18 protein-coding genes and 3 tRNA genes are annotated in these 25568 nt (G+C 42.2%); 2 read left to right on the top strand and 19 right to left on the bottom strand.

Translation table 11 applies throughout. The features are described from left to right. Nucleotides 1-85 precede the first annotated feature (85 nt). From C5745_RS11135 to C5745_RS11125, 3 genes are all read right to left on the bottom strand, one after another. Nucleotides 86-158 (bottom strand) — tRNA-Gly (locus tag C5745_RS11135). Nucleotides 159-226: 68 nt separating this feature from the next. Next, a tRNA-Tyr gene (locus C5745_RS11130) sits at nucleotides 227-310 on the bottom strand. A 25-nt stretch (nucleotides 311-335) separates the two neighbouring features. Further along, nucleotides 336-408 (bottom strand) — tRNA-Thr (locus tag C5745_RS11125). A gap of 294 nt (nucleotides 409-702) precedes the next feature. On the opposite strand from C5745_RS11125, the gene C5745_RS11120 reads away from it, so the two are divergent. After that, the gene (locus C5745_RS11120; RefSeq protein WP_105717074.1) at nucleotides 703-1869 is read left to right on the top strand and encodes a BamA/TamA family outer membrane protein; all 1167 of its coding nucleotides are present in this window, start codon (nucleotides 703-705) and stop codon (nucleotides 1867-1869) included. A gap of 187 nt (nucleotides 1870-2056) precedes the next feature. On the opposite strand, the gene C5745_RS11115 is transcribed toward C5745_RS11120, so the two are convergent. The 13 genes from C5745_RS11115 to C5745_RS11055 all read right to left on the bottom strand — a co-directional run bounded on the left by C5745_RS11115 (nucleotide 2057) and on the right by C5745_RS11055 (nucleotide 20924). After that, the gene (locus C5745_RS11115; RefSeq protein WP_105717073.1) at nucleotides 2057-3232 is read right to left on the bottom strand and encodes an AGE family epimerase/isomerase; all 1176 of its coding nucleotides are present in this window, start codon (nucleotides 3230-3232) and stop codon (nucleotides 2057-2059) included. 11 nt (nucleotides 3233-3243) lie between these two features. Beyond that, nucleotides 3244-4179 carry a DUF4434 domain-containing protein gene (locus C5745_RS11110; protein ID WP_105717072.1) on the bottom strand — a complete coding sequence of 312 codons (936 nt, stop codon included), beginning with the start codon at nucleotides 4177-4179 and terminating at the stop codon, nucleotides 3244-3246. Then, the gene (locus C5745_RS11105) at nucleotides 4180-4842 is read right to left on the bottom strand and encodes a GDSL-type esterase/lipase family protein (RefSeq protein ID WP_243403320.1); all 663 of its coding nucleotides are present in this window, start codon (nucleotides 4840-4842) and stop codon (nucleotides 4180-4182) included. It abuts the gene before it with no gap. Nucleotides 4843-4844: 2 nt separating this feature from the next. Beyond that, nucleotides 4845-5531 (bottom strand): GDSL-type esterase/lipase family protein, encoded by a 687-nt coding sequence (locus tag C5745_RS11100; RefSeq protein WP_105717071.1) that lies wholly within the window; start codon nucleotides 5529-5531, stop codon nucleotides 4845-4847. A 17-nt stretch (nucleotides 5532-5548) separates the two neighbouring features. Next, entirely contained in the window at nucleotides 5549-6946 is a 1398-nt protein-coding gene (locus C5745_RS11095) for a DUF5009 domain-containing protein (protein WP_105717070.1), read from the bottom strand. Nucleotides 6947-6964: 18 nt separating this feature from the next. Then, a complete protein-coding gene (locus tag C5745_RS11090; protein WP_105717069.1) occupies nucleotides 6965-8134 on the bottom strand; it encodes a copper amine oxidase in 1170 nt (389 codons plus the stop codon). A gap of 10 nt (nucleotides 8135-8144) precedes the next feature. Next, nucleotides 8145-9470, bottom strand: a complete 1326-nt coding sequence (locus tag C5745_RS11085) for an alpha amylase family protein (protein WP_105717068.1) — start codon at nucleotides 9468-9470, stop codon at nucleotides 8145-8147. A gap of 17 nt (nucleotides 9471-9487) precedes the next feature. Further along, nucleotides 9488-10879, bottom strand: a complete 1392-nt coding sequence (locus C5745_RS11080) for a family 10 glycosylhydrolase (protein ID WP_105717067.1) — start codon at nucleotides 10877-10879, stop codon at nucleotides 9488-9490. 67 nt (nucleotides 10880-10946) lie between these two features. Continuing rightward, entirely contained in the window at nucleotides 10947-12632 is a 1686-nt protein-coding gene (locus C5745_RS11075; RefSeq protein ID WP_105717066.1) for a DUF5018 domain-containing protein, read from the bottom strand. A gap of 18 nt (nucleotides 12633-12650) precedes the next feature. Beyond that, the gene (locus C5745_RS11070) at nucleotides 12651-14342 is read right to left on the bottom strand and encodes a RagB/SusD family nutrient uptake outer membrane protein (protein WP_165793074.1); all 1692 of its coding nucleotides are present in this window, start codon (nucleotides 14340-14342) and stop codon (nucleotides 12651-12653) included. Between the two features lie 24 nt (nucleotides 14343-14366). After that, entirely contained in the window at nucleotides 14367-17567 is a 3201-nt protein-coding gene (locus C5745_RS11065; protein ID WP_105717064.1) for a SusC/RagA family TonB-linked outer membrane protein, read from the bottom strand. A gap of 33 nt (nucleotides 17568-17600) precedes the next feature. Continuing rightward, nucleotides 17601-19463, bottom strand: a complete 1863-nt coding sequence (locus C5745_RS11060; protein ID WP_243403319.1) for an FAD-dependent oxidoreductase — start codon at nucleotides 19461-19463, stop codon at nucleotides 17601-17603. A gap of 132 nt (nucleotides 19464-19595) precedes the next feature. Then, the gene (locus tag C5745_RS11055; RefSeq protein ID WP_105717063.1) at nucleotides 19596-20924 is read right to left on the bottom strand and encodes an MFS transporter; all 1329 of its coding nucleotides are present in this window, start codon (nucleotides 20922-20924) and stop codon (nucleotides 19596-19598) included. Between the two features lie 173 nt (nucleotides 20925-21097). On the opposite strand from C5745_RS11055, the gene C5745_RS11050 reads away from it, so the two are divergent. Further along, complete coding sequence (locus C5745_RS11050; protein WP_105717062.1) at nucleotides 21098-22327, top strand: ROK family transcriptional regulator; 1230 nt, start codon at nucleotides 21098-21100, stop codon at nucleotides 22325-22327. A 19-nt stretch (nucleotides 22328-22346) separates the two neighbouring features. Here C5745_RS11050 and C5745_RS11045 read toward each other — a convergent pair whose 3' ends face one another. Genes C5745_RS11045 through C5745_RS11035 form a run of 3 tightly spaced genes read right to left on the bottom strand, consistent with a single transcriptional unit; the run spans nucleotide 22347 to nucleotide 25556 of the window. Next, nucleotides 22347-22832 carry a hypothetical protein gene (locus C5745_RS11045; protein ID WP_105717061.1) on the bottom strand — a complete coding sequence of 162 codons (486 nt, stop codon included), beginning with the start codon at nucleotides 22830-22832 and terminating at the stop codon, nucleotides 22347-22349. Between the two features lie 27 nt (nucleotides 22833-22859). Continuing rightward, nucleotides 22860-24185 (bottom strand): sensor histidine kinase, encoded by a 1326-nt coding sequence (locus tag C5745_RS11040; protein ID WP_105717060.1) that lies wholly within the window; start codon nucleotides 24183-24185, stop codon nucleotides 22860-22862. Nucleotides 24186-24188: 3 nt separating this feature from the next. After that, complete coding sequence (locus C5745_RS11035; RefSeq protein WP_105717059.1) at nucleotides 24189-25556, bottom strand: sigma-54-dependent transcriptional regulator; 1368 nt, start codon at nucleotides 25554-25556, stop codon at nucleotides 24189-24191. Between the last annotated feature and the right edge of the window lie 12 nt (nucleotides 25557-25568).

The following is a 25568-nucleotide window of genomic DNA, read 5'->3' as shown; positions in this document are numbered from 1 at the left end:
AAAGCCTATCTACAGATGATAGCCTCTACCTTATCAGAAAAATTCATCAATAAAGACAGAGACTTAAATCAAATGTTAAAAAAAGAGCGGAAGACGGGCCTCGAACCCGCAACCTATAGCTTGGAAGGCTATCGCTCTACCAATTGAGCTACTTCCGCTGATTGATTCTAGATCAATCGATTTGGATTAAAATTTCAAATCGACATGCTGCACATCTAAAATCGGGTGGTGGAGGGAGAAGGATTCGAACCTTCGAAGCCGAAGCAACGGATTTACAGTCCGTCCCATTTGACCGCTCTGGAACCCCTCCAAACCTGCAAGTTAATTGCATTTAGAGCCTCTTATCGGGATCGAACCAATGACCTACTGATTACAAGTCAGTTGCTCTACCAGCTGAGCTAAAGAGGCAATATCTATTTTTTTAAAAACTCTCCAAAGAACACCTACCTTTTCAGATAGCGAGTGCAAAAATCCAACTTAATTTTGATATTTGCAAGTTTTTTAAAAACTTTTTTATCGTGTTAAAGAACGCTAATCATCAGCCTCAAACAACGTTACCTCATTTGATTTTGATGAGGCAAAGATAGCGACTACATCCAAACTACAAAAATATTTCACAAAAAAAAATGGGCGGTTACATCATATACTTGATACGCAAGGAAATAATTTACATCTTGCACCGCATTTTTCAAGAAGATACTTATGTTCATCAAACAAAATCGGCGTTTCGGAAATCTATTGCTACTGAGCTCGTTGTTAACGATATCCTTTTTTTCACCAACTTACGCACAAGAACAGACACTTATCAAAAAACTGGTAAAAAAGTTTCTCGCTGCAGAACGTGACTCTACACGTAGTGCTAGCTTGATTGTTTTGCCCGCTCTGGGCTACGCCCAGGAAACCGGAGTGGAGTACGGTATCGCCGGAACGTATAATTTTTACCTAGATAAAACTGACCCAGCCAGCCGCACATCCAATATAACGCTTATGGGGACACTTACCACTGAAAAACAGAAAAACATCAAACTGCTAGCCGATATATGGACAAAAGACAACGATTATCATATTTTAACCGAACTGCGCTATAGAGACTGGCCCTTTAACTTTTACGGTTTGGGCTCGGACACCTGGTTGGCAGATGAAGATTTTTTGGAGCATCAACTCGCCCGCGCAAAAATAGATATAGAGAAGAAAATTGTTCCCAGATGGTACGCCGGTGTAAATGTTGAATATGAAAATTTCAAGTTCAACGATCGTGAGCCCGGTGGCATTTTTGCACAGCCCGATGTATTAGGAAAGACAGGAGGCCAATACCTAGCTCTCGGCGTATCTTCCCTATATGACACGCGAGATAACACCACTTATACGACCAAGGGCATTTATTCTCGGCTAAAATATGCCTATGCCCCTCGTTTTTGGGGTGGAGATAATTTCAGGGGTAGCCAGTTGGAAGTTGATATCAGAGGGTTCCATGCAATTTCGCCAAAGATAACGCTCGCTGCGCAAACCCTTTACCGAGGTACTTTCGGAGAAAATGTCCCCTTTTACGCTTATCGTGACTTAGGAGGCGACATGACCATGCGTGGTTATTACTTAGGACGATACAAAGACAAGAATTATGCTACCGCACAATTTGAATTCCGATACCGGTTTATGCCACGTCTGGGCATCGTTGGATTTGGCGGGACGGGCAGCACATTTTCCCAAAAACACAATTTGCGGCTGGTGCCGAGCTTTGGCGGGGGCATCAGATACTTCTTTAGCTTAGAACATAACAGTAGCGTCCGTTTGGACTATGCCATAGGCGAAAAACGCCCAGGCGAAAAAAGACAGACGGGATTCTATTTAAGTCTTAGTGAGGCTTTCTAGTTTAGGGTTTCCTCCAACATTTTTAATGCCATATTCGGAGATGCTTCGGAACTTCTTCGCTCATTAACCAAGGATTTACCGAGTAGACCTCGGTAAATGCACGGTAAAACATCATTAAAACACGGTAATTGTCCGAAGCAGGTGCGACCACTGTCTAACCAAAAAGCGAAGAGGTCTTGAAATAACCTTACAACGAAAGTGATTGTCGTTCCAGCGTTTCAAGGGCCGAGTACACCTTTAATAAAGCTCTTGGAACATGGAAGCATCCTTTCCATTTCCCCCCTTTCAAGCTAAGCAATGGCTGCCCCTGTCTATTTAAATAGCCATACCACTCACCATACTCCGGATCTGAAAAATGGCGGAAAGCATATGTATCCAACCTTTGAAACCACTCTTTACAACGCGTATCACCAGTGTATGCATAACCTTTCGCCATGCACACCAATGCCTCGAGATGTACCCACCAAAGTTTTTGATCCCATTCCAATTGTTGCAGAGGCTTATTCAGAATATCTTTAAAATACACTATGCCATCAAATTCATCATCCCAACCAAACGCTAATGCCCCGAGTGCTATCTCAACACACTTCACCATAAGCGCACTGTCCCCACGTCTTTCTGCCAAATCCATCATAAACCACATCGCCTCTATAATATGACCAGGGTTCACCAATCGCCCTTCAAACGAATCGGAAAACGACCCATCTACGTTCACATTTTCCATAATCAGCCCCGTATCTGGTTGATAAAAAACTTCCATGATGTCGTGAATGATCTCATCTATCAGCGATTCCACCGTATTCGTCCCTACTATATGTTCAAGCTCTAAGGAAAGATTGCTTAAGATCATCGGTAATGCAAATCCTTTTAGAGCCCGGGTACCGGGATATATTTTATTATATTGATCTTTCGGGTTCTCCCGACGATCCAGTATTCGGTCAAATGTTTCGTATGCCACTTGTGCATGTTCGTCTTTTCCCGTTATCTTGTAAAGCGCCCCCAGCCCCATACTGGCAAAACAGTCTGAAAAGATATTGTAGGGTTGTACCAGCGGACGACCTGCCCTATCGAGCGAAAAATACCAATCACCCTGTTGGTTCCGTCCATTCTTTAAGATAAACGCAGATCCTTGTTCTGCCATTTCTCGCCAGGTTTCATTTGGTTCGACGGTAAGATAGAGCATCGACAGTGTCCAAATCTGTCTACCTTGTAACCACATGAATTTATCCGTATCAAATACTGTCCCATCCCTATCTAAGCAAGTTAAAAAACCACCATATTCCCTATCATTGGAATATTTTACCCAAAACGGCATAACGTTCTCCAAAAGCTCCTTTTTATACCGTTCAACAAATCCTTTCATTTCTACTCTAATTATTTCAATGTTTCTAAATATTCCTTATACCTATTGTATAAATGTCCTGCTTGTAAATAGGCGGACTGAGGACTCATAAAATGAGAAAACTCAAATGTGATCGCCTTATCATATCCGGCTTTTCTAGCGGCTTCCAGTTTCAAACGAAGTTTCTCGAATTTAATCGGCAAAAACTTAATTGGCATATCCCGATCAAAAGATTCAGCATTAGTCCAACACTGCATATTATATTTGTCGGCGAGTTTCTTGTTGACCAGAAAAAAGTCATCCAGTTCGTGATAATCGATATGCCCATCCTGAAACGCAACCGCGTCGACAACATTATGTATCTCATGAAATATTTCATTCCATTCGCTCTCATGCTCCTGTATAGATACGAAATCTGCTTTGACAAGACCAGAAGAAGCTGCCATTACCGCTTTTTTACCATCGATCCAAGGGGAAATAAATGTAGGCAAGTTGTTGCTCACTGCTTTGCATTGTTCACCTAGAATACGAAAGGCACTGGACGCCCCCTTGGTTTGACGACTGATCTCCATGCTCAGATACCAACCTCCGAAACTCGCGTAATGACCATACCGCTGCCACACTTCGTCGATTACAAAGCGGTTAGCATCTATTTCATACTGCATATTTCCCGTATCCCAATATTTACCACTATCGTAAAGGCCAAAAAAGAATTTTATACCATGTCTTTCAGCCAGTTGTAGAAACATCTCTACTAGATCTACTGGCGGATGATAACAACCTATATTATCGCGTAGCCACGAAGATGGATAGGTAATAAATCTTCGGTATCCACTACGGATCATAATAACCGTATCAATTCCTATAGCCTTCATGTATCTAAAATCACGATCCCATTCCTTTTTACCCCAATTTTGATGAGGTATATCATGACTAATCTCATCTAAAAAAGTACCCGTAATCTTCATCTATAAATATTTTTTTCCTTTTAAATATTCAACCCAACGGATATAGGCATCCGTATTGACGTGAATGCCGTCCATTGTATATTCCGCTTTCAACACATAGCCATCAGCTAAAGTCTCTTTAACATCGACATAGATTAAACTATATTTTTGAGCTAAAGCCACTATCCCCTCGTTTAAATTTCTTACTAGATTTTCTTTCCCTAACAAATAATCATATTTCAAAACCGATTCATTTAGTGGTAAAGTGCTTTGGACGTATATTTTTGTCTTAGGACTTATCTTTTGGATTATCTTAATGATAGCTTCATAATTTCTCAAACTCCATTCGACAGGCAATCCGCGCCCCACATCATTGATCCCCATCATCAAAAAGATTTTCTTTGGTTTTGACTTCACGACATCAGCAATACGAGCTTTCATACCAAATGTGTTATCTCCTCCTATCCCCCGGTTTCCAACCTTATATTGACGGCCGATCAGTTCTTGCCAGGGCCCCCTCTCGGTTATGCTGTTTCCGAAGAAAATGACATCATACTTTTTCTGTTCCAATGCCTGATACAGCTTTTCTCGCCCTTCATAATACCAATTGTTATAGGTACTATCCTGAGCATATAGCTGTATAATTCCCAGCATTCCTAAGACGATTATTGCGATTTTCTTCATGATTACAATGCTTTTATTTTTTTCAAATAATCAACCAGTTCCACATACGCGACTACTTCCAAGTGTATACCATCGGGTGTTATTTCAGCACGAAGGTTGCCCAGCCCATCGGCCAATATAGTATGTAGATCAATAAAGCATACACCGTCTTGAGTTTGAGAAAGACGTTTCAAACCCTCATTCAATAGCTGGATATCACCGTTTTTCACTGCCTTGAACGACGCTACCAATTTATCCGGATTAACAGGTAATACACTATGCAGATAGATCTTCGTTATGGGTGTTTGCTGTTTAATCTTACGTATAATTCTGGCATAATTTTCTATAATATTCATTGTTGGCACACCACGCTTGAGATCATTTACGCCAATCATCAGAAATACTTTCTCGGGTTGATGTCTGGTTATTTCGTCCAATCTGGCCAATACACCGTAAGAAATATCCCCGCTAATACCTCGGTTCAGTACGGGTAACTCCGGCAAAATATCGTTCCACCGACCAGCGTCGGTAAGACTATTCCCAATAAATATTATTGCATTTGGAAGAACCGGCATCTTCCGGAATTCTGCCAGTTTTTCGGTATAACCCGAAAAGATGTAATTACTATCAATTGCAGAGGTTACTTGCGCTTTTAATGTTTGTAAACTTCCCGATATAATAAGCAGGACTATAAGTCTAATTTTTATCATCACTATTATCTAAAAATTTATGATCGCCAAAACCACTTCTTATTTGTGGCATAATTCGTTAGCAAAACCATCAACAGCATATATACACCGGTCTTCACTAACGCTAAATAGGGGCTACTTACAGACAATGAATCAACAACAGGCAATACATGCAATAGCCCTAAAACGGGTGTAATGCAAAATGCGGAAACGCAGTAAGCAATCATTGGGTTTTGTCCATTTTTGACGATCGAAGACACCACAAAATTTTCAGGAAAACTCTTTGTCAAATAGTCACAGACAATATAAAAAAAGAAAGCCAACCCACTTGTTAAAAGCCAATAGCTAAAAGACGAGGGGTCTTTCTTAATCCCGCCATCCAACGGTTCAAAGAATAAGGCTATGGACGCCAAAACAAATCCCCAACTAACCAACGCTTTGTAGAATGCAAATTGCCCTTGATGGTTTTTAGTAAAAAAGAGAAAAAAAGCTATTCCAAAAATGACATGCCCACATAGATTTAGCTGTAGCAGACGCATATACAGGGTAGCTACGTGGAAAGCCACAAAAGTTAGACCGAGCACGGCTAACCATCTCGCATTTCTTCGTTCAGAATCCGTATACCGAAAATTGGTCACGTCTTTGTTCTGTACCAACAGATCACCCAATATCGAACCCGGTAATACAATGCAGAGGTATTTCATAAATGAAAAACTGTAGAACCACCGCAAATCAGGGTGGAAGTTCCAAAGACATTGTGTCCAGCTTCCCACAATGTCTTTGGTAAACCATACTCCCATAAAAGCAATGAGTACAGCTATGCGTAACAAAAAGCTTTCGGAAGTCAGTAACCAAAATACAGACCCAAATACTGCCATATTAGCCAACACCAGAATAATGATATTACTTTTGAATCTGTCAAATGTGTTTCCGAGTATTTCGCTATGATACCATACCAGTAATCCTATTACCAGAAAACCCAACAGCTGCAAGCCATATCTTCTTAGCTTCCCTCCTTCAAAACGCATGAATACAAGGAAAAAAGCAACAAAGGTGAGCAAGGAGGTCGTGTAGTTCAACCATTTGGGTCCTGTTAGATTATCGGGAGCAAGATAAGCCAACGTAATAGCAAAAAAAACAAGCAAAAGTCCCCGTCTTAACAACCCAAAAGTAATCACGCCGTATTGCTTTTGGACCAGTTTATTTCGCAATGCCAACGGAAAAGCAGCTCCCATAGCAAATAGAAAGAAAGGAAAGACAAGGTCCACCCACGTGATACCGGGGTTATCTGGGTTGAACTTGAAATCCGGTGGTCCAACCTGGGCGTGATACATCCACGCAGGAAACGCTGAGGTCCATGGAATCACCGCAGCCAAAACCATTCCCATGATTGCCAACCCGCGCAATAAGTCTATACTATGGTTTCTTTTGATCATCGAACTTTCTATTCGGTCCTATAAATCTATCGGAACCAATACCAAGGGAGTTGGCAAGCAGGATGCCCCCGGAGGTGAATACGTAAAATTTATCTCTTGAATACCTTTCGAAAGATCCGGCTTATAAATCCCAATCAAGATAGCTTCTGGCGCCGCTTTTGTTACCAATTGATTGGAGGGATATTGAACAACGCTCTTCTTCATATACTCATCAAACATCTCCATTGTTAATCCCATTCCGCCACACCATTGGCTATCTTCCGACCTACAGTTCCAAGTAATCAAAGCCAGACCTTTTCCTCCAGTGCTTTTCCATTTGATATTTGTATGGTATAACACGCCATAATTTCCCACGTTCCGTGCAAGTTCCGCTTTCTCTCCGATTGTTCCCGTAATCCACGGATCGTCGTTCCCATCAGCTACAATAAGCTGTGACACGCCATCGTTGGTGTCGATGGTATCTTTGCTCGTAACCTTATAGTTAGCTATCGGAAATACTCCCCTACCGGCATTAACATGGCTAAATGGTATAATGGTATCTATCTCATGAAATGCCTTAGGACCTTCTTTATCAGGTGACGTTTGAAGCACGCTGATCAATGCTGGCTGATCAATTACAAACTCATATAAACCGTGCACCAACTCGTCGTACATTACGACCTGATTTTCCAATCGCTCGTCTATAGCGATCACCTCTCCCGGCTTGATCGTCCGAACATTATTCGTTTCACGCGACGAAAAATAGTCGTACAACCCTTGTTTTCCAATCTGAAAGTAATTCATACTAGGCTTTTGTGAAGAATACCGGAGCATTCTCAAATGCATATCCTCCTCACCGATATTTTTTATTACTGCCGATATTTTTCTCGGCATTTTCACAGGCTCCTTTACACCATTGACGTTATATACGTATAACCGCACCGCGCCTGCATCTGCCCGTTCCTGCATAACAATAGCTTCGGGAATACGAATGTACTCCGGATCATCGGATATCATAAACTGCGGACCCGGCATAACCGCTTTATCATAAGCAATCTTTGGAAAGTCCGTCGTTAAAAAATCTTCTAAAATCACAACATCCCCCTGCTTAGCCGAGCTTAAGGTTGCTGAAATAACTTCGGATTTACTTTGCGCCGGGCAATTCCATATAAAAACAGATAACAGAAATAATAATACACTTGCTTTCATTTGTTGTAATTTAATTGTTCAAACCCTCTTTAACCTGATCCCACCATCCATAATTAATAATATGGACAATATCGAATATCATGGACCCTTGTGATTTCTGACGACACATTTTCAATGCTTTTATAAATTGATCCGGGTGTCCCTTGTATTGCTCCACATATAAGCCGGCATATACTGGTGTTTTTCCCATAGTGACTTTATTGACCAGTTCTGCTGACCCTTCTACCGTATACCAATCTTCTTTCTTCACCACCAATCCCGATTCCAATGTCTTTTCCGTCGTATCAGTCTGCGCATGTAGTTCGGATTTCTCTACTTCAAAATAATAATTGCCTGTAGTAAACAAATCCAAAGCTTCTGCATAGCCATATTCTTTATACTTGGTAGTAGCCCAATTAAACTCTTCGCTCGGATCATATTCTTTGCTTGCGAAATTTACGCCGACATCAAAATAAAGTGGATACCATGACCCTGTATAATCCCCGAAGATAATATCCGGATGAATGGCTTTTAATTCCCCCCTGGCTTTATAGATAAAATCATGAATCACTTTAGCCCTCCATTCCAGCCAGCTCTTAAAGAGCGGGCCATCTTGTCGTTCCGCGCCCCCAAACGTATAAATATCGGCAGGGAAATTTTCTACGCTTCCCCCTCTATATTGTTCGAACAGTCGTTTACTTTGTTCTGAAAAATCAGCGTTCAAGTTGTCAAAACGGACACGGTCCAGAATTACACCGTCCAATCGAGGATACATACCAACAAGTTCTTTTAAAATGGACAATTCGTATTCCTGTACTTCTGGTAATGCAGGGTTCAGCATCGTTGAATATTTGCTTTTTTGCTCCGAAATTAACGTCATGCCTTCCGGCAGGTGGGATAATGTCTGCCATTTAGCCTTTGATGGATCATCATATACAACACCCCTGTCAAAATAATTGTGTCCCGCGACAAATACATTTGTCGAAGCGTGTACCTTCAGACCAAGTTTATGCCCCTCCTCTATAAAATAGCTCAGCATATCCCATGTGGTATCTTTAACCGTTTCACTTCCTCCCCACGAACTCATCACCGGAGCTATTTTACTTGGATATAGGACCTCACCGGTAATAGGTTTTACGTCAACTACGATGTCTGTTACACCTACCTCTTTAGATTTTTGAAGATAAAATAAAATGGAGTCCTTCTCACAAAAACGATCAAAATTCGCCGTTGCATCAAACCATAGGATATTTCGATGAACAAAATAATCTGTATTCCCATCTGATGCACTATCGACACTATTACAGGAAAAAAAGAACGACGTAACAGCAAGAAAAAAATTAAATAAACGCTTCATGTTTTATAAAAAATAAGTTAATCTTCAATACCTGTTTTTATTGCTTCAAAAAGAGGCTCTTTCAATTGATTGTATTGAGGTGCATACATGTGCACGACATCGAACAACATGATTTTGCCTTTGGTTTTAGTTAAAATATAGCGAACCGCTTTTGTTATTTCACCTTTATTTGCATACGCGACATTCCCTACATCAATACTCCCATACAGCGGCACCCTGTCCTTCGTAATATAACTGGCCCCGTTTAGAGATCCTTCTATACTCCACCAATGATACTTCATGCCCGCTGTTGCTGGATTATCAGCCAACATAATTTGGGTAAAATAATTACCTGTCATAAGTATATCCAATTCTTCCGCATAACCCGTTGCCCCATAACCAGGTGACGCCCAATCAAAACGAACTTCAAAATCCTGAAAAGGATCATACTCTTCACTCGCCCAGTTCACACCAACCTGATAATATGTTGTATACCACGCACCAACATATACGCCAAATTCCACGTTAGGTTTTATTGATTTTACAGCAGCGCGAGCTTTTGTTATAAAATCTTTTATTACCTGTGTACGATAGATAAGCCATTGCTTGTAGTACTTACCTGTGACAGAAGGTAATATTTGGCTTGAGCTCTCTCTCCACGACGCAACAATGTCCGTTGGGAAATTCATATTTTTTGCCTGGGTGTCGTTATACTTTGTTTCTAAAAAAGAGATAAATTGTTGCTTACTCAATTCAGAAAAATCAGCCGTAATATCCGTGTACCGACCATAGTCGAGAATCATCCCGTCCAGATCAAACTTGCCTACGATCTCTTTGATAATATTGAGTGCCTTTTCCTGTACCTCAGGTGCTGCAGGGTTAACAAAAACGTTTTTGCCCGTTTCAGAAATGGGTCCCAAGGTGCCGGAAGTATTCTTTACAACAATAGATTCATATTTGCTACGGTAAGTCGGGTTATCGAAAACATACCCAAATCCTCTTCGGTCGCCATCTACGAAAGTTACCATAGACAAATACACTTTGAAATTTCTTTTTTTCGCTTCAGCGATCATAAAGGGGATATAGTCGCTCAATCGCGTCTTACCATCTCTTTCCGTCATTTCCCCTGTATAATTACTCGGATACATCGTATAACCCGAGCTTCCTTTAACATCGACAACGAGACCGTTCACACCCACATCTTCCAATATATCCAGAACCTCGATGATTCCCTCTTTTTGACTAAATTTCCCATAAGTTCCAAACACATTTGAGTTTGCATCGACCCAAACCAATACTTCCTTCTTATTTTCTTCTTCGTCGGGGTTTTCGATATCAGGATCTTTTGGATCTGGGGTAGATCCACTGTCTTTCTTACATGCGTGCAAGGCAAAGAATACTATCGCCAAGACAATTATTTTATAATTCATACGCTATTTTATAAAGGCAATACGAGAAATCCCGTATTGCCCGATTCAATATTAATGTTCGCTTTTGTTACTCTACATCCACACAATCAAACTGCACGCCTACCACATACCCATTGGTAAACATAAAATATAGATATAGGTAGTAGCCATTCTCCGATAAGGTCATGGCGACATCCCCCGTACCGTTTCCATTGGCCTTTGCACCAAGCGTATTCGCTCCGTATTTTCCCTTATCCGGTGCCCAAATAAGCCCCGGAGTGGTATTTGCCGATGGATTCCCGGAGAAACCTCCTTCCGTATCAATTAAGAATACCTGGTCAGCTGAACCCCAATTAAAACTGTTTACATGATTATAAGCGACAAACTTAGCGTTGTTAAACTCGATATAGTCTACCGAATTTGCGATAAAATTAGCCTCTAGCTGATCCAACTGCGCCATAATGGTATTCGTAGATCCATTGACCCGGGCAAGTCGATTATTGGAATATCCAATAGCATAGTAGTCACTACTTGCATCTGTTGGCGAAGTATAAATAACGTCGATATTATTGTTACTCCAGGAGTATCCTGAAATTGTCACCATTTCTGGGGTTTGAGACACGAGGTTTCCATTTACCACCTGCCATCGTGCAAAACTGCTTGACAAAACACCGACAACAGGAACCGTAACGATAGCATTCCTATTGACATCCCCGATAATGGAGAATTTACGACCAAACGATGTGCTTCCCGAACTCCATTGGATAAACGGCTGAGGCGTGCCTGTCACCGAAGATATTTTCCATATATTAAACGTATCTCCGTCATTCGGAACGAGATTACACACGAAGATATTTCCTGCATCATCCGCGGTTGTATAGAAATTTCGAAGACCACCTCGAATAGATCCCAAATCAATTTCCCCCACTTTCGCGCCTGTAAATGCATCGATATATATACTATTTTGATCTCTTGTATTCAATACAACATAAGGCCCTGTAGCAGCTATACCGCCCGTTACATCATCAACAGCTATCCCTAAATCATTTTTCAATCTTTTAGCAAACATGATTTTAGCACTTCCCGGACGGATGCCTTTGGCTAATTTTACCGCCTCAATAACTTGAATTGTATAATCGCGTTGTGCATTTCCCGGAGCTGTTACTACAAATGGTTGTGGAGTTGCCAAATTTATATCGGTTTCGTTAGGAAGAGATCCAGAAGCATGTCTATTGATTACATAAGAGAGTTTCGCATTATTCAAAACCGTCCCCGGAACCAAAGAGAAATTGATTCTGTTGCCAATGATAATCGCCTGAACCTCTTGCGGGTCGCCTCCTTCATCATTATAGCGTAGGATAGCATTTGAAACGTCGGTACTACCTTGTTTGTTTGCAATAACAGTATATGTCTTTTTTTCACCAGATCCCGATGTTACTGTCAGTTCCTTTGGAGAGGTCAAATCCCAAAAGTCACTTAGCGATGGTGAAACAAGTGCATCCGACGGCACAGTCGCCCGGATCAATATCTTCGACAGATCTACTTCATTGTCTGAATCTATTGGATGATAGTAGTCTATGTCCAGATAAATTTTGTCGTCCACAATCCTCGCTTCAAATAGTCGTGTCCTACCCTTTCCTTCATATGTCGCATATATGTCGCTGATTTCATTCAATTCATATCTTTCTCTATATTCAACTTTCTGACAAGAGATTGTACATAGCGTGCCTAAAAAAACCAAGAACGCTATATAGGTTTTATAAAATCTTTTCATTGTATTCCGTTAATAATATTACCATCCCTTTATTTGATCCAATGCATTGTTTCGTTGTACCTCCGCTTCGGGAATAGGCAGATAATACAATGCGCCGGTAAAGCTACGGTCCGTATTGTCGGCAGGTACTACTTCGTAATTAAATCCGGTGTATTTATGCCCTGTAAATTGGACACCATTCAGTATTGTATGGGCTTTCCGCCATCTTCTGAGATCCCAGAAACGGTGTCCTTCAAAAGCCAGTTCAACCATACGCTCGTGCTCTACCAATGCCATCACAGCGGATTTGGTATTGGCATAAGCGTCAGGCAACCCGCGCACACCACGCAGTTTATTGATGTTCGAAACGGCATCTGTTAACTGGTTAGCTCCCGCTTGTGCTTCCGCTAAAATCAACAACACTTCCGCATACCGTAATTCAATCCAACTCTGTGTACTTCCATTGACAACAAAGTCGGTATTTTGTGGATCAAGCATCTTTTTAGCGTAATATCCGGTAACCGTACGTTTCGGATCACCCATAGAGCCATATTTTATGAACCCTTCGGAGTTGGATTCAGCAAGGTTTAATGTTCTTCCTTTCCAGTTTGCTCCATGATATAGTACCGTCGCGTAAAATCTAGGCTCTCTGTTTTCATACGGGTCAGCATTATGCGTAGGATTAGACCAAGAAAATTTTGTTCCATCAGCCATTTCAAATTCATCAACCAGCTCCGCAGTAGGAACACCATATACCAATGTATTCCCAGGTGCGTCTCCCGGAGGCGCAAACCCTAAATCATATTGATGTCGAATCAGCGGAGCTGAAAAATCAACCTTGAAAATAGCCTCTTTCGTATTTTTATTTGTAAAAATTGAAGCAAAATTCGCATCTAGGTCATACAATCCCTCATTGGCTAGCGCTACTACTGTATTAGCCGCATCCATTGCATTGCGGTAATAAGCAGTAGCTTTTTCTTGTGGGATCCCTGTCAGTGGATCGTCATTAAACCGCTTGCGATCATTTTCAGCTATAGATGCAGCATAAAGCCAGGTACGAGCAAGCATGCCGTACGCAGCCCCCTTTGTCGCCTTCCCTGGGAGGTTTGCCTTGTCCAAGTGTTCAGCGGCGAAAGCAAAATCCTGTGCAATATAATTCCAACAATCATCTTCACTCGAGCGAGGGCGATCTTTCGTTGCATATTGTTCTAGATTTTCATAAATGATAACACTACCATGGATTCGCGTTAACCAAAAGTAAACATAACCTCTAATGAAACGAGCTTCAGCCTCATACGTCAATTTTTGTTCGTCACTCAGCGTCGACTTCGTTTCCAGCCCATGTAAAAATTCATTCACTCGTCGGATACGCTCATACCCTGCCCCCCAATAGTTAAGCCCTACACTTCCTGCGTTAAATTGGTTAGCATTTGACACCAAGATATTCACCGTACCGTTTCCCGCTGTCGTAGCTGTATATTTCATAATATCTGACAATGCGTCCGTTGCGTTATCGTAACCCAAATTCGGAAACAAGCCGAACTGAAATTTCTTAAACTCCGCATATAATCCGCTGACATACAGTTCTGCTGACTTAGGATCATTCCACACAGCTTCTTCTGTATATCGATCTTGCAGAGGTATATCGATTTTACACCCCTGGAATACGACGACTGTCGACATCACCATAGCTCCAGCGATCCATCTTTTTATTTCTTTTATCTTTTTCATTGTTCTCATGGTTTTAAATAGTCCTTAAAAGGTAACATTCACACCAAAAGCATAAATTCGCTGCTGAGGATAGAACCCATTATTTACGTTAGGCATTTCAGGATCTAGGTATTTCAGGTAATCAAACGTCATTAAGTTTGATCCGGTTGCATAGAAACGTACCTGCTGTAATTTGGCGTCCGCAATCCATCTTTGGGGCAAGGTATACCCTATCTGCACAGACTTCAACCTTAAATAATCCCCTTTACGCTCCCACCCGGAGTTTTTATGAGCGTTGTGAGCAGACAATTGTGCTTTATAGGCGGTCAGCCTTGGAAATTCAGCATCTGGATTATCCGGTCTCCACGCATTTTCGACTAAGAAGTAGGGTGAGTTTCCGTAACCATAGAATGTGCGTGTAAATGGCGTATTGTCGTCAACTCCACTGGTACCACTTGATCCTTCATAAGTTCCAGCTAAATTAACGCTAGATAATCCAGCTCCCTGTAATAGGGCGGAAAGATCAAATCCTTTATATGCCAAATCGATGTTCAATCCATACATTAATTCTGGCATATTTGGCCGTCCTATATAAGTCATATCATCATTTCTCGTGATACGGCCGTCACCGTTTAAATCACGATATTTAAAGAAACCAGGAGCTACAACTCCGCCCGACGGCGACGGCGTATCTGCCGCCTCCTCCCAGCTCTGTACCATGCCATCCACTACGAAACCGATCTTCGTACCGATCGGTTTTCCAATCAAACTCTGCCAAGACGGAATATTATCGCCTTCATTTAACTTTAGGTAACGGTTGCGCGCCCAATTGATATTTCCCGTCAACCGTAATTGAAAATCGCCAAAACGTTCGTTATAGCGTAATTGCGCATCGAAACCACGGTTATCCGCTTCTCCAATATTTGCTATAGCGGGGAAATACCCTCCTACAGACGGCGGGTATAAATTACCCACCTGTCCTAGTATATCCTTTGTGAGCTTGTAATACCATTCAAAATCCAACCCAAGTTTTCCGTTCATGAATATGGACTCAAATCCCACACTCCGGGTGTACGTCGTTTCCCATCTGACGTCAGGATTTGCGATCGCATTGGTATAAAGTGCCTTGACGGGTTGTCCATCCATCACGACGACGGGACGATCATTTAACGACAACGTAGCTAGATATGCGAACCGCGCATTACCGACCTGATCGTTACCTGTTTTACCGTAAGACCCTTTGATCTTTAAGAAATCAACAAACGAGATATTATCCTTAAAAAACTGTTCATCACTGGCAATCCACCCCAGTCCGATGCTTGGGAAAATATCCCAGCGGTTATGTGGAGCAAACCAGACGGAGGCATCCCAGCGAGAAGCAACTTCCAATAAATAGCGGTCTTTGTACGCATACGTGCCACGGAAAACATAACCTGCTTTGGACTCCGGTGTGTTTGTACCCCCGGTAGGAGCGATACGGTCGTCATCTTCCGCACTTCCAAAATCAATATCCTGGATGATGTCTATGGGTAGGTTACTCGCCCCTGCCGAAAATATAAATCCTTCTAACCGAGAATAATCGTATACAGCTAAAAGTCCTACAGCATGATCCTCTCCGAACACCCTGTTATATTGTATCGCTGGTTGGAACGTTTTGCGCTGGGTATTCTGGTAACTTTGCCTAACGGAATTCTTAGTGATGCCAGGCAACGTGGTTAGATGAGTAAAATCTCCCGTTACCTGTTCGCGTGCACGGCCCATCGTTTCATAGGGCGTCAACCATCCCTTTGTAGACCGACCTGTCCAATCGAAGGACGTAATAACGCGTGCCTCCAGACCAGGTACGCCAGGCACCTTAACATTGATATTTGCTGTCCCTTCTAGTATGTTCCTAGTCCATTTTTGGTATCCTGAGTTTTGGACAGCCGCTATAGGGTTTACCCATCCTGCATTGGAATTATAACTAACGGGCAATCCGTTTTCGGCATACATCGGCATATTGGGCAACATACGGACCGCTTGGTAAAACGGATTCATATAAGCGGTATTATCTGGTGCAATACCCGGTGTATTAGTCAGTTCCTGGCGGAGTCCGATATTAATTCCAGCCGTTATATATTCATTAATTTTAGCGTCTACATTGGAACGCACGTTATAACGTTTAAAGTTGGTGTTTTCTACAACTCCATCTTGATGCATGTGCGATACGGCACCGAAATAACTTAAGCGCTCCGTTCCGCCGTTCATGGTCAAACTATGGTTTTGGGACACGCTGTTTCTGCCAACCAACATCCCGATCCAATCTGTATCACCAAATAAAGGATTCGTATTGGTACCGTTGCGTACCGCTTCGATCAGGGCCGGGTCATACAATATCGGCTGTGCACTCGCCCCGGTGTGTGTAAGATAGTCATTATCTACCTCGACTCCTTTGTTATACCATTCCATATAATCCGGACCATTTAAGAACTCAGGAAAACGTGTATTCTGTCCGATATTCACCGCCGCATTATAAGAGAATTTGGGCTTGCCTTGCTGTCCTTTTTTTGTGGTAATCATAATGATTCCGTTGGAACCACGCACGCCATAAGGAGCCGTCGATATAGCGTCTTTCAAGAAACTTAAGCTCTCTATTTCTGTCGGATCCAAATAACTGAACGACGCCCGTTCCACGCCATCAATAATAATTAGGGGTGCGGCATTGCCGTAAGTCGAAACACCTCTAATCCGTAGTGTCGCGTCATCCGCCCCGGGGCGGCCGGACTGCTGTAATGTGGTTAACCCAGGTATTCGTCCTGCCAAGGAGTTCGTTATGTTCATCGTAGGTGCTTTGCTGAGTTCTTCTCCTCCTATCTGCGCGACAGAACCTACGATGTTTCGTCTTTTTTGCGTGCCATAAGCTACAACCACTACCTCATCCAATTTTGATCCACCGGAAGTCATCGTTACCGTAATAGGTTGATCGGATGATACGGATACCGAGGTCGTTTCGTACCCGATGTAGCTAAGCTCCAGCACAACAGGATACTTTTCCCCGCTTAGCTCGAATGCGCCTTTCTCATCGGTCGAGACAACCTGCGCCCCTCCTCTCGTCTTTACCGTGACGCCCGTGAGGGGGGTCTTTTGATCGTCTAGCACAATTCCACTTACGGGCGACTGCCCCTGGACGGCTATCACCTGTACAAGCATGAAAAGCAAACAACTTATCCTAAATACATAGGGTTTTATGAAGTTTAAATGTTTCATAATTTGGGGTTAAAAAAAATTATTAATATAGTATTAAATGATGTTTCCTTCAAAATCAATATCCCTTTCAAACAATTGCAGATGAGCATCCAACAAAACCGATATCCACCGACGGCTGAGTTTCGTATCGGAATGCACCTCTCTCGAATATCCGACACCGGAAAGCATCTCCTTCACGTCAGTAACGGAAATCTCTTTGTCTATGGATTTAACAATCCCCAGATAGCTTTTCACCGTCAAGGGTTCGCCCGAAGCATTCCAGTTATCATTCAATAGCGGAAAATAGCTTCTCAGGCCTGACAATAATTCGTATTCGCTGATTTCGCGTTCCGGATAAAACCAAGTTTGGTTAGCCCATTTAAACGGAATTCCCACACCTTTCAATACGCCCGTAGCTCCCACCCTGTGTAATATCTTGAAATGCGGATCTGACGCAGGCACATCGATATAGGGCATGATATAGGCTTCGTGGTCTAACAAGATCGATTGAACATCGCGGATCGCTACCTGCGATGGCGTTATTCCTTTTTCGACTGAGATTGCCGCAATTACACCGGCGGCCTGTCCAATACCCAGGACAACCGGCTGTAGACGCGTAGCGCCGTTCACGATATTGCTCACACCGATACTTTTTTCCGCTACAATTAATCCCTCATAATCTCTTGGTATCAGCGATCCCATAGGGACATTATAAGACGGAACGCGAATTTTGACGAAATCGATTTCTGGCGCATTACCATATTTATAATGATGATGATCGATAGTATAATCACCTACAACTACACCAGTGCGATAATATGCTTCCGGCGTATCAAAGGGTGTCATCACATGCTGTAATGAAAATAGAGATTTAGCCTGCAATCGTCTTGATTCACGGTGATAAGGTATCATCGGGAAACCATCCTTAGTAGGATACTCATCATAGGCTATTCCTAAGTTTTTAAACCCTAGTTCCGATTGGATGTAATAAACGAACCGCAGGGTCATCTGTTTGGCTTCTTCCAATAGTTTAATGCGTTCCGCTGGTGTTTTTTCAACAATGTTCAGGTAAATATCATTTCCTTTCTTGGGCCAGTTGATCATGAACTTGTTGTTAGGCAACCGCCCGTAGGTCAACATCTTGAAACAATCGTTATTGTCTTTATTGAATGTAGCCGGATCAGATACATCGCAGCAACCTGCAAACTCTTCTTTGTTGTAGTTTTTCGGTTTCTTTATCGTTTTGTCTGTTCCTTTGCCAAAATCTTTGAGTGTGATGACATAGGTTAAATCCTGTACGATATCATTTGCTTCATCCAAGGCAAAAGGCTCTCCAGTCAGCGATTTACTGTCCATCCCCAAATAGTAAGGCACGTTCAAAAAAGCTAAGACATCACCTAATTCCGTTGCATCGATAAGAACTTTTCCTTGGACAGTGGATCTCTTGCCAGATTTAGATTTAATATCCACGAACCAGTTACTGTTTGTTTTTTGCACGTCGCTCCACGAAGTCTCAAACAATACTTGGATGCTTTTCTCTGCGCTAACCATTTTTTGGAGAATGTTATTACCGATAGCAGGCTCGAATAGCGTATTGCTCACCCAACCAGTTTCCACGGCTTTCGGTCCGCCATAATAATCGTACAAATGTTGACGGAATTCACCCCAAAGGCCCGATGGTAGTTTATGGTTACCGTCTATCGCAGATACTCCCGCCGATGTCAACATGCCTCCTAGCCAAGTCGTCTCTTCGATTATCGTCACGTTAGCCCCCAAACGAGCAGCTTGAATTGCAGCCATGGTACCACTAGCCCCTCCACCGACAATAATAACATCTGTTTTTGTTTGCGCGGATAACTGCACGATCCATAGCCATAAGAAAACTGATAAAAGCGCTGCGTAACGTATCTTCATCATAATATGTTAGGTTTCTAATACACGAAATAAGAAATAAAATTTTAAATAAACAATATATTTTTAATTTATTTTAATAATGACGGAACATTTATTTTATTTATTCACAAATGCAAATAATATCCAGTTTTGGTTTTACTGCGTTGCTTCCACTGTCTCATCTTCATCCACCTTTCTCAGCGGCACTAACCAGGTCACCACAAAAGCCGGAATAGTTGCGATCAACACCCAGATGAAAAATTCTTTATAACCCAAATAATCACTCAATAGACCGCTGACCATCGAAGGGATCATAAAGCCTAAGTTCATCAAGCCACTTCCAAAGGCATAGTGTGCCATTTTATAAGGGCCAGGTGCAATCTGCTGCATCATAAATAGGATGAGTCCCACGAAACCAAAGCCATACCCAAAATATTCTGTGACCACTGCCGCCCCGATCGTCAGGAGGCTTGTCGGCATACCTATGGCTAAAAATGCGTAAGCTGCAAAGGGCAAATTAAAGGCTGCGCACAGAATCATCAATGTCTTCCGGGTGAGGCCCTTATTAGACACGTAATGGCCTGCCACAATAGATCCCAGCACAAATGCTATGGAGCCAAACACCCCATATAACAGCCCAATTTGAGAAGTGCTCAACTCCAGTCCCCCCTCGGCCCGGGACGCTTTAAAAAACAGTGGGATAATCTTGATTGCCTGTCCTTCGGCGAAGCGATATAACACAATAAAACATAAGCTATACACGATATTCTTCTTTTGGAAGAAGGTAATGATGACGTCCCTTAATGTAACGAATCCCCCTTTTAACGAACTTGTGTTCGCCGCCCGCTGCTTGGAAGGCAGTACGCGCATATTATACACGCCAAGTATCAACATAATTATACCATAGACAAACATGACGATCATCCAAGCGTTCCGTATGCCTAATTCTTCTTCCAATTGCCCAGCCAAATACACCAACGCTCCGCCAGAAAAGACTTTGGCTATATTATAGAAGGCACCTTGCCAGCCGACATATTTTGCCTGTAGCTTGGCATTCAATTCATTTAGATATACCCCGTCCGCAGCCGTGTCATGGGTAGCGCCACTAATAGCAATAATTGTTAATACAGCTATCGAAAAACTAAAAAAATGATCGAGTTGGAGCGTAAGGCCGACCAAACCGAAGAGTACGCCGGTAAAAATTTGAGTGATAAATACAAAGAATTTCTTAGTTTTATACATCTCTAAAAATGGCCCCCACAATGGTTTTAACGTCCACGGAAGCATAATAATAGACGTCCAGAAGGCAATCTGCGTGTCAGATATGCCAAGGTTCTTGTACATAATGGAGCTCGCCCCCGATAAAGCGACAAACGGTAGGCCCATAGCAAACCAGGTAGTAGGAATCCAGTATATAGGATGTATAGTTTTTGTATTAGTATTACTCACGGTATATTGAAGGATATATAATTTGTTAAGGTTCATGTTTAGAAAATTCCAAACACCCAATATTATTAAAAAAATTAGACAATTCAAATTTATTATTAAATTTTTTTAATAATTACGAGGTTTAGAAAAATGACTATAGACTAATGCCGCGTTATTAAATAGTTTTTTTCTAACTTCGCTTGTTAATTGGATAAAGTTTTATTAACAAGATGAGCTCAAGTTTTCTGAAAGATTTACATAATGCCAATATCAGCGGTGTGGCGTACAAGAACGTTCAATTAAAGAAGAAGATATTGGCTTATTTTGCGACACATGAATTGGGCACGATTGCTGAATTAAGCAAGGCGTTTAACGTCAGTATTCCGAAAATCAATGAATCGATTAACGAATTGATAGAAGAAAAACTGGTCAAAGATTATGGCAAACTAACTTCCAATGTAGGAAGGAAGCCCAACCATTACGGGCTAGAGGCGAATTCCGCTTTTTTTATCGGTGTTCAGGTAAGCGATGATTATATCTCTATTGCCATGATCAACATGAAAAAGGAGTTGGTCGCCCATAAAGATGAAATCCCATTTTTACTGGAGAACAACGAACGGTCTCTTCAACATTTATGTAAGGAGATAAAAGATTTTATCACAAAGATTGCTATTAAGCAAGAGAAGATATTAGGTATTGGCGTTAATTTGTCTGGAAGGATAAATTACCGGACCGGCTATTCCTATAGTTATTTTAATTTTTACGAGGATCCGTTGTCTAACTTTTTCGAGCAGCAACTCGGAATACATACTTTCCTTGAAAATGACACCAAAGCGCTGTCGTACGGTGAATTTACAAACGGGGGTTTGAGTAACGAAAAAGACGCCTTGTTCATCAACGTCGATAATGGGATAGGTTTGGGGATTATGATCAACAAACAACTTTATTATGGAAAATCCGGCTTTTCAGGCGAGTTTGGTCACATTCCCATTTTTGACAACGACATTATCTGTCGGTGCGGAAAAAAAGGTTGTTTGGAGACAGAGGCTTCTGGACACGCTTTACGCAAGAAGATTATAGAAGCAATCCAAAACGGAGCCACCAGTATTCTGACAAAAAAATTCAGTTCTATTGAAGATGTCCGGCTTAACGATATCATGCAGGCCGCAAAAAAAGACGATACGCTCGCTATCGAGGCTATTAACGAAATAGGCGAAAAATTAGGCCGCGGCATGGCTGCACTCATTAATATATTCAACCCCGAATTGATTATTATAGGAGGTATCCTTGCTAAATCAGAGGAATATCTAAGCCTCCCACTCAAAAACTCAATAAATAAATATTCTTTATCAGTAGTTAACAAGGACACCAAAATTGTCCTTTCTACCCATGGAGAGAAGTTTGCCGCAATAGGCGCTTGTTTACTCTTAAGAGATAGACTGCTATCTATCACCGAATAATCCGATATTTACATGTTGTTTATCGCTCCCGCCAAAACGGATAGCGTAACCGAAAATTTTCTTTTCGCTGTTCTTTACGATACATTAACAGACCAAAGTGGAATAGGTTGATAGATACGACGACGTCCTTACTTTGCACTAGTCGATGCCATATCCTTTTTGTTTTACGGGTTCGAAAAGGCTCGTGTACGACGATCACCTTTCCTGCACGAACCGCGTCTGCTATCTCATCAGCAGCAGCATCCCTTAAATCCACAAACAGCGCCTCAGTCTGACTGGACTGCCCCAGATACCCCAGTTCCGGTACTTTCATATAAACCAATATATCTAAAAGTAAGCTTCGATATTTGGGATTAAAATCCAACGGGACTTTCAGCGTATTCGGCTGTGCACGTGAAACCTGATAAATGGCGCTCGAAGCCAAACCGTATACGAAAGGAGAATGCGTACCATGTCGGCTGTTGGATACAAAAAAATGTTTTATCAGATCCCAGTAGTAGCGCATGCTACAAAGGTAATATTTAGTATGAAGTTAAGACATAAACTGCAACGAAAATGTGCTCCCTTTCCCTTCTTCACTTTCCACAAAAAGGTTTCCTTTGTGCAGGAGCATAATCTGCTTACTGAGCGTCAACCCTACTCCACTGCCCGATTTCTTGGTCGTAAAAAACGGCGTAAATATCTGCTCCTGAATATCGGGAGACATCCCTCGTCCATTATCTTGGATTTTGATAAACACGTGGTCGTCTCTTTTCAGCCCCGCTATACTGATATAAGGTGCAGCACAATCTTTAACCGCTTCCATCGCGTTGAGTAACAGGTTAATCAAAGCTTGCTCCACTAAGTTAATATCCGCCTGGAGAACCAAACGCGTATCCTTCAAAATGATGTCCAAGTCAATGTTTTTTTGTAGTAGCGTAGGTTCCAGCAACTGATAGGTATTCTCGAAGAGCGTCTTTAATTGTATATCTACAAAATTAGGCTGATCTACCTTATTAATTAACCGATAGCTCTTAGCGAATTGCAAAAGACCCTCACTGCGTCGCTTTATCGTATAGATGCCAAGTTTAATATCGTCTATATCTTCTTCCCCATATCCCTGCTCTAAACGAGCGTGCAACGTTTCTGCCAACGAGCTGATCGGAGCGATGGAATTCATAATTTCATGCGTCAATACCCGAAGTAGTTTATGCCAAGCCCGGGTTTCCGTCTCGTCTATCGCTTCACTAATATTTTGGTAGACGACGATGCGAAATGTCCCGTCTTGCGTTGAAAACGTGGAACCGTGCATGAGTAGTTTAACCTTTCCCATTGCGAAGCTTATCGATTCCACCTGTTGCTTTCCAAGTTTCAAGTGAATTGTCTTCTCATACAACTCAGGGTGGCGTTTTGTCAAACCACGGATATTTCCGACGTGAGGCGTTCGAAAGAGCTGTTTGAACGCCTCATTGATCCACATCACTTTTCCGGTATCTTCCTGGTAAAAGATAATAGCGGAATCCAGCATATTGAGAACCTTATTAAGATACTGATGCTGAATTTCCTTGTCCATACTGATACGCTTATACACGTCATTAATGTCGTTAAATGCGGCAAACAATCTTCCCTCAGCCGTTTTCGGATGCTTGACTACGAACCGTCGGGTAAAATCCCGGTAGCGTACCGATTCGGAAAAATCAAGTACCTCACCGACTAATTTCCGCTGTTTGCCCAACCATCGAGAAGCGAGCAGGAAAAGCCCAATAAAACTTACCACTGCAAGTAAATAAGATTTCAGAAAGCATAAATAGGCTATTCCTACCGCAGCCGATAGCAGTAACAGTATTTTCCAAACGAAAAAATCCCGCACTCGCTCCATTTATCAAATGTTATATTTCTCCATCCGCCGATACAACGCAGCTCTTGTTAATCCCAACTCGCGTGCTGCTTTGCTGATATTGCCATTATAACGTTCGATTGCGGATTGAACGGCGTGACGTTCCATTTCTTCCAGGCTCTGATTAGCATAAGCCGGTTCACCCAGCTTATTATCCTCCCGCATCGCCTGCTCGATGGGAGAAAACAAAATATCGCTATCCCGTATGCTTTTTTGCTCCGCCATAATGACGGCACGTTCAATACTGTATTGAAGTTCGCGAACATTACCCGGAAAATGATAGGCTTTTATTTTTTGGATCGCATCACGTTCGAAGCCCTCCAAATGCTTGTGATACTTCCTGTTATAGAAGTCTAGAAAGTGGTTTGCCAATAACGCAATATCCTCCCCTCTTTCCCGTAACGGCGGCACCTGTATCTCTACCGTATTGATACGGTATACTAGATCTTTACGAAACCTGCTTTCATCGGCCAGCGCTTTCAAAGGCACATTAGTCGCACTCAACAATCGAATGTCCACCGGAACTGGTTCATAAGAGCCTAACGGCACGACTTGCCGGTTTTGCAGAACGCTCAATAGTTTAGCTTGTTGCTGTAGGTTGATATTGCCTATTTCATCCAAAAACAAAGTACCGCCGTTCGCCGCCGTAAAACGGCCCTGCCGGTCTTCTCTCGCATCCGTGAAAGCACCCCTCTTATAGCCAAACAGCTCGCTCTCAAAAAGTGTTTCGGTCAAGGCCCCTACATCCACTTTAATATAGGTTTGCTTTGCTCGCAAGGAACGCCGGTGTAAAGCCTGCGCAATCAAGTCCTTTCCTGTCCCATTCTCGCCTAATATTAAAATATTTGCTTCTGTCGGCGCGACTTTATCTATCTTATACTGGAGGTCTTCCATAATCGCCGATCGACCTATCAAATCATGTTCTTGACGATGGACTTGGGTGATTGTTTTGTCTCGCCCTTTTGTTTGTTTTGCTTCTTCGAAAACGGCCGTCAACGTCTGCAATAGATGCTCGTTTTGCCAAGGCTTTACGATAAAATCTGATGCTCCCTGTTTGAGGGAACGCACCGCAAGATCAACCGCGCCATAGGCCGTAATCATGATCACTTTGATATGCGGATATTGGCTTTTGATTTTCCCCAGCCAAAACAGGCCCTCGTTACCCGTGTTGATGGCACTTTTAAAATTCATATCCAGCAACACCATATCAATGGCATTCCGCTCCAGCGTACGGAAAATATTTTCAGGATTAGGCTCGACTATGATCTGCTTTACTTTCGGTCTTAATAAGATGCGAACGGCTGTAAGCAAATCCTGGTCATCATCAACTACTAAAATAGCGGCTTTCTTCATCACAAACTAAGG

Origin of the sequence: Sphingobacterium haloxyli, from assembly GCF_002980525.1 — a bacterium.
GTDB classification, from domain to species: Bacteria; Bacteroidota; Bacteroidia; order Sphingobacteriales; family Sphingobacteriaceae; genus Sphingobacterium; species Sphingobacterium haloxyli.
Note: the sequence above shows the minus strand (reverse complement) of the source record. Positions and strands in the feature narration are given on the sequence as shown.

Excerpts from the sequence above, each read along its gene's own strand:
- C5745_RS11120 (WP_105717074.1), top strand. The coding sequence starts at position 703 with ATGTTCATCAAACAAAATCGGCGTTTCGGAAATCTATTGCTACTGAGC.
- C5745_RS11115 (WP_105717073.1), bottom strand. The coding sequence starts at position 3,232 with ATGAAAGGATTTGTTGAACGGTATAAAAAGGAGCTTTTGGAGAACGTT.
- C5745_RS11110 (WP_105717072.1), bottom strand. The coding sequence starts at position 4,179 with ATGAAGATTACGGGTACTTTTTTAGATGAGATTAGTCATGATATACCT.
- C5745_RS11105 (WP_243403320.1), bottom strand. The coding sequence starts at position 4,842 with ATGAAGAAAATCGCAATAATCGTCTTAGGAATGCTGGGAATTATACAG.
- C5745_RS11100 (WP_105717071.1), bottom strand. The coding sequence starts at position 5,531 with ATGATAAAAATTAGACTTATAGTCCTGCTTATTATATCGGGAAGTTTA.
- C5745_RS11095 (WP_105717070.1), bottom strand. The coding sequence starts at position 6,946 with ATGATCAAAAGAAACCATAGTATAGACTTATTGCGCGGGTTGGCAATC.
- C5745_RS11090 (WP_105717069.1), bottom strand. The coding sequence starts at position 8,134 with ATGAAAGCAAGTGTATTATTATTTCTGTTATCTGTTTTTATATGGAAT.
- C5745_RS11085 (WP_105717068.1), bottom strand. The coding sequence starts at position 9,470 with ATGAAGCGTTTATTTAATTTTTTTCTTGCTGTTACGTCGTTCTTTTTT.
- C5745_RS11080 (WP_105717067.1), bottom strand. The coding sequence starts at position 10,879 with ATGAATTATAAAATAATTGTCTTGGCGATAGTATTCTTTGCCTTGCAC.
- C5745_RS11075 (WP_105717066.1), bottom strand. The coding sequence starts at position 12,632 with ATGAAAAGATTTTATAAAACCTATATAGCGTTCTTGGTTTTTTTAGGC.
- C5745_RS11070 (WP_165793074.1), bottom strand. The coding sequence starts at position 14,342 with ATGAAAAAGATAAAAGAAATAAAAAGATGGATCGCTGGAGCTATGGTG.
- C5745_RS11065 (WP_105717064.1), bottom strand. The coding sequence starts at position 17,567 with ATGAAACATTTAAACTTCATAAAACCCTATGTATTTAGGATAAGTTGT.
- C5745_RS11060 (WP_243403319.1), bottom strand. The coding sequence starts at position 19,463 with ATGATGAAGATACGTTACGCAGCGCTTTTATCAGTTTTCTTATGGCTA.
- C5745_RS11055 (WP_105717063.1), bottom strand. The coding sequence starts at position 20,924 with ATGAACCTTAACAAATTATATATCCTTCAATATACCGTGAGTAATACT.
- C5745_RS11050 (WP_105717062.1), top strand. The coding sequence starts at position 21,098 with ATGAGCTCAAGTTTTCTGAAAGATTTACATAATGCCAATATCAGCGGT.
- C5745_RS11045 (WP_105717061.1), bottom strand. The coding sequence starts at position 22,832 with ATGCGCTACTACTGGGATCTGATAAAACATTTTTTTGTATCCAACAGC.
- C5745_RS11040 (WP_105717060.1), bottom strand. The coding sequence starts at position 24,185 with ATGGAGCGAGTGCGGGATTTTTTCGTTTGGAAAATACTGTTACTGCTA.
- C5745_RS11035 (WP_105717059.1), bottom strand. The coding sequence starts at position 25,556 with ATGAAGAAAGCCGCTATTTTAGTAGTTGATGATGACCAGGATTTGCTT.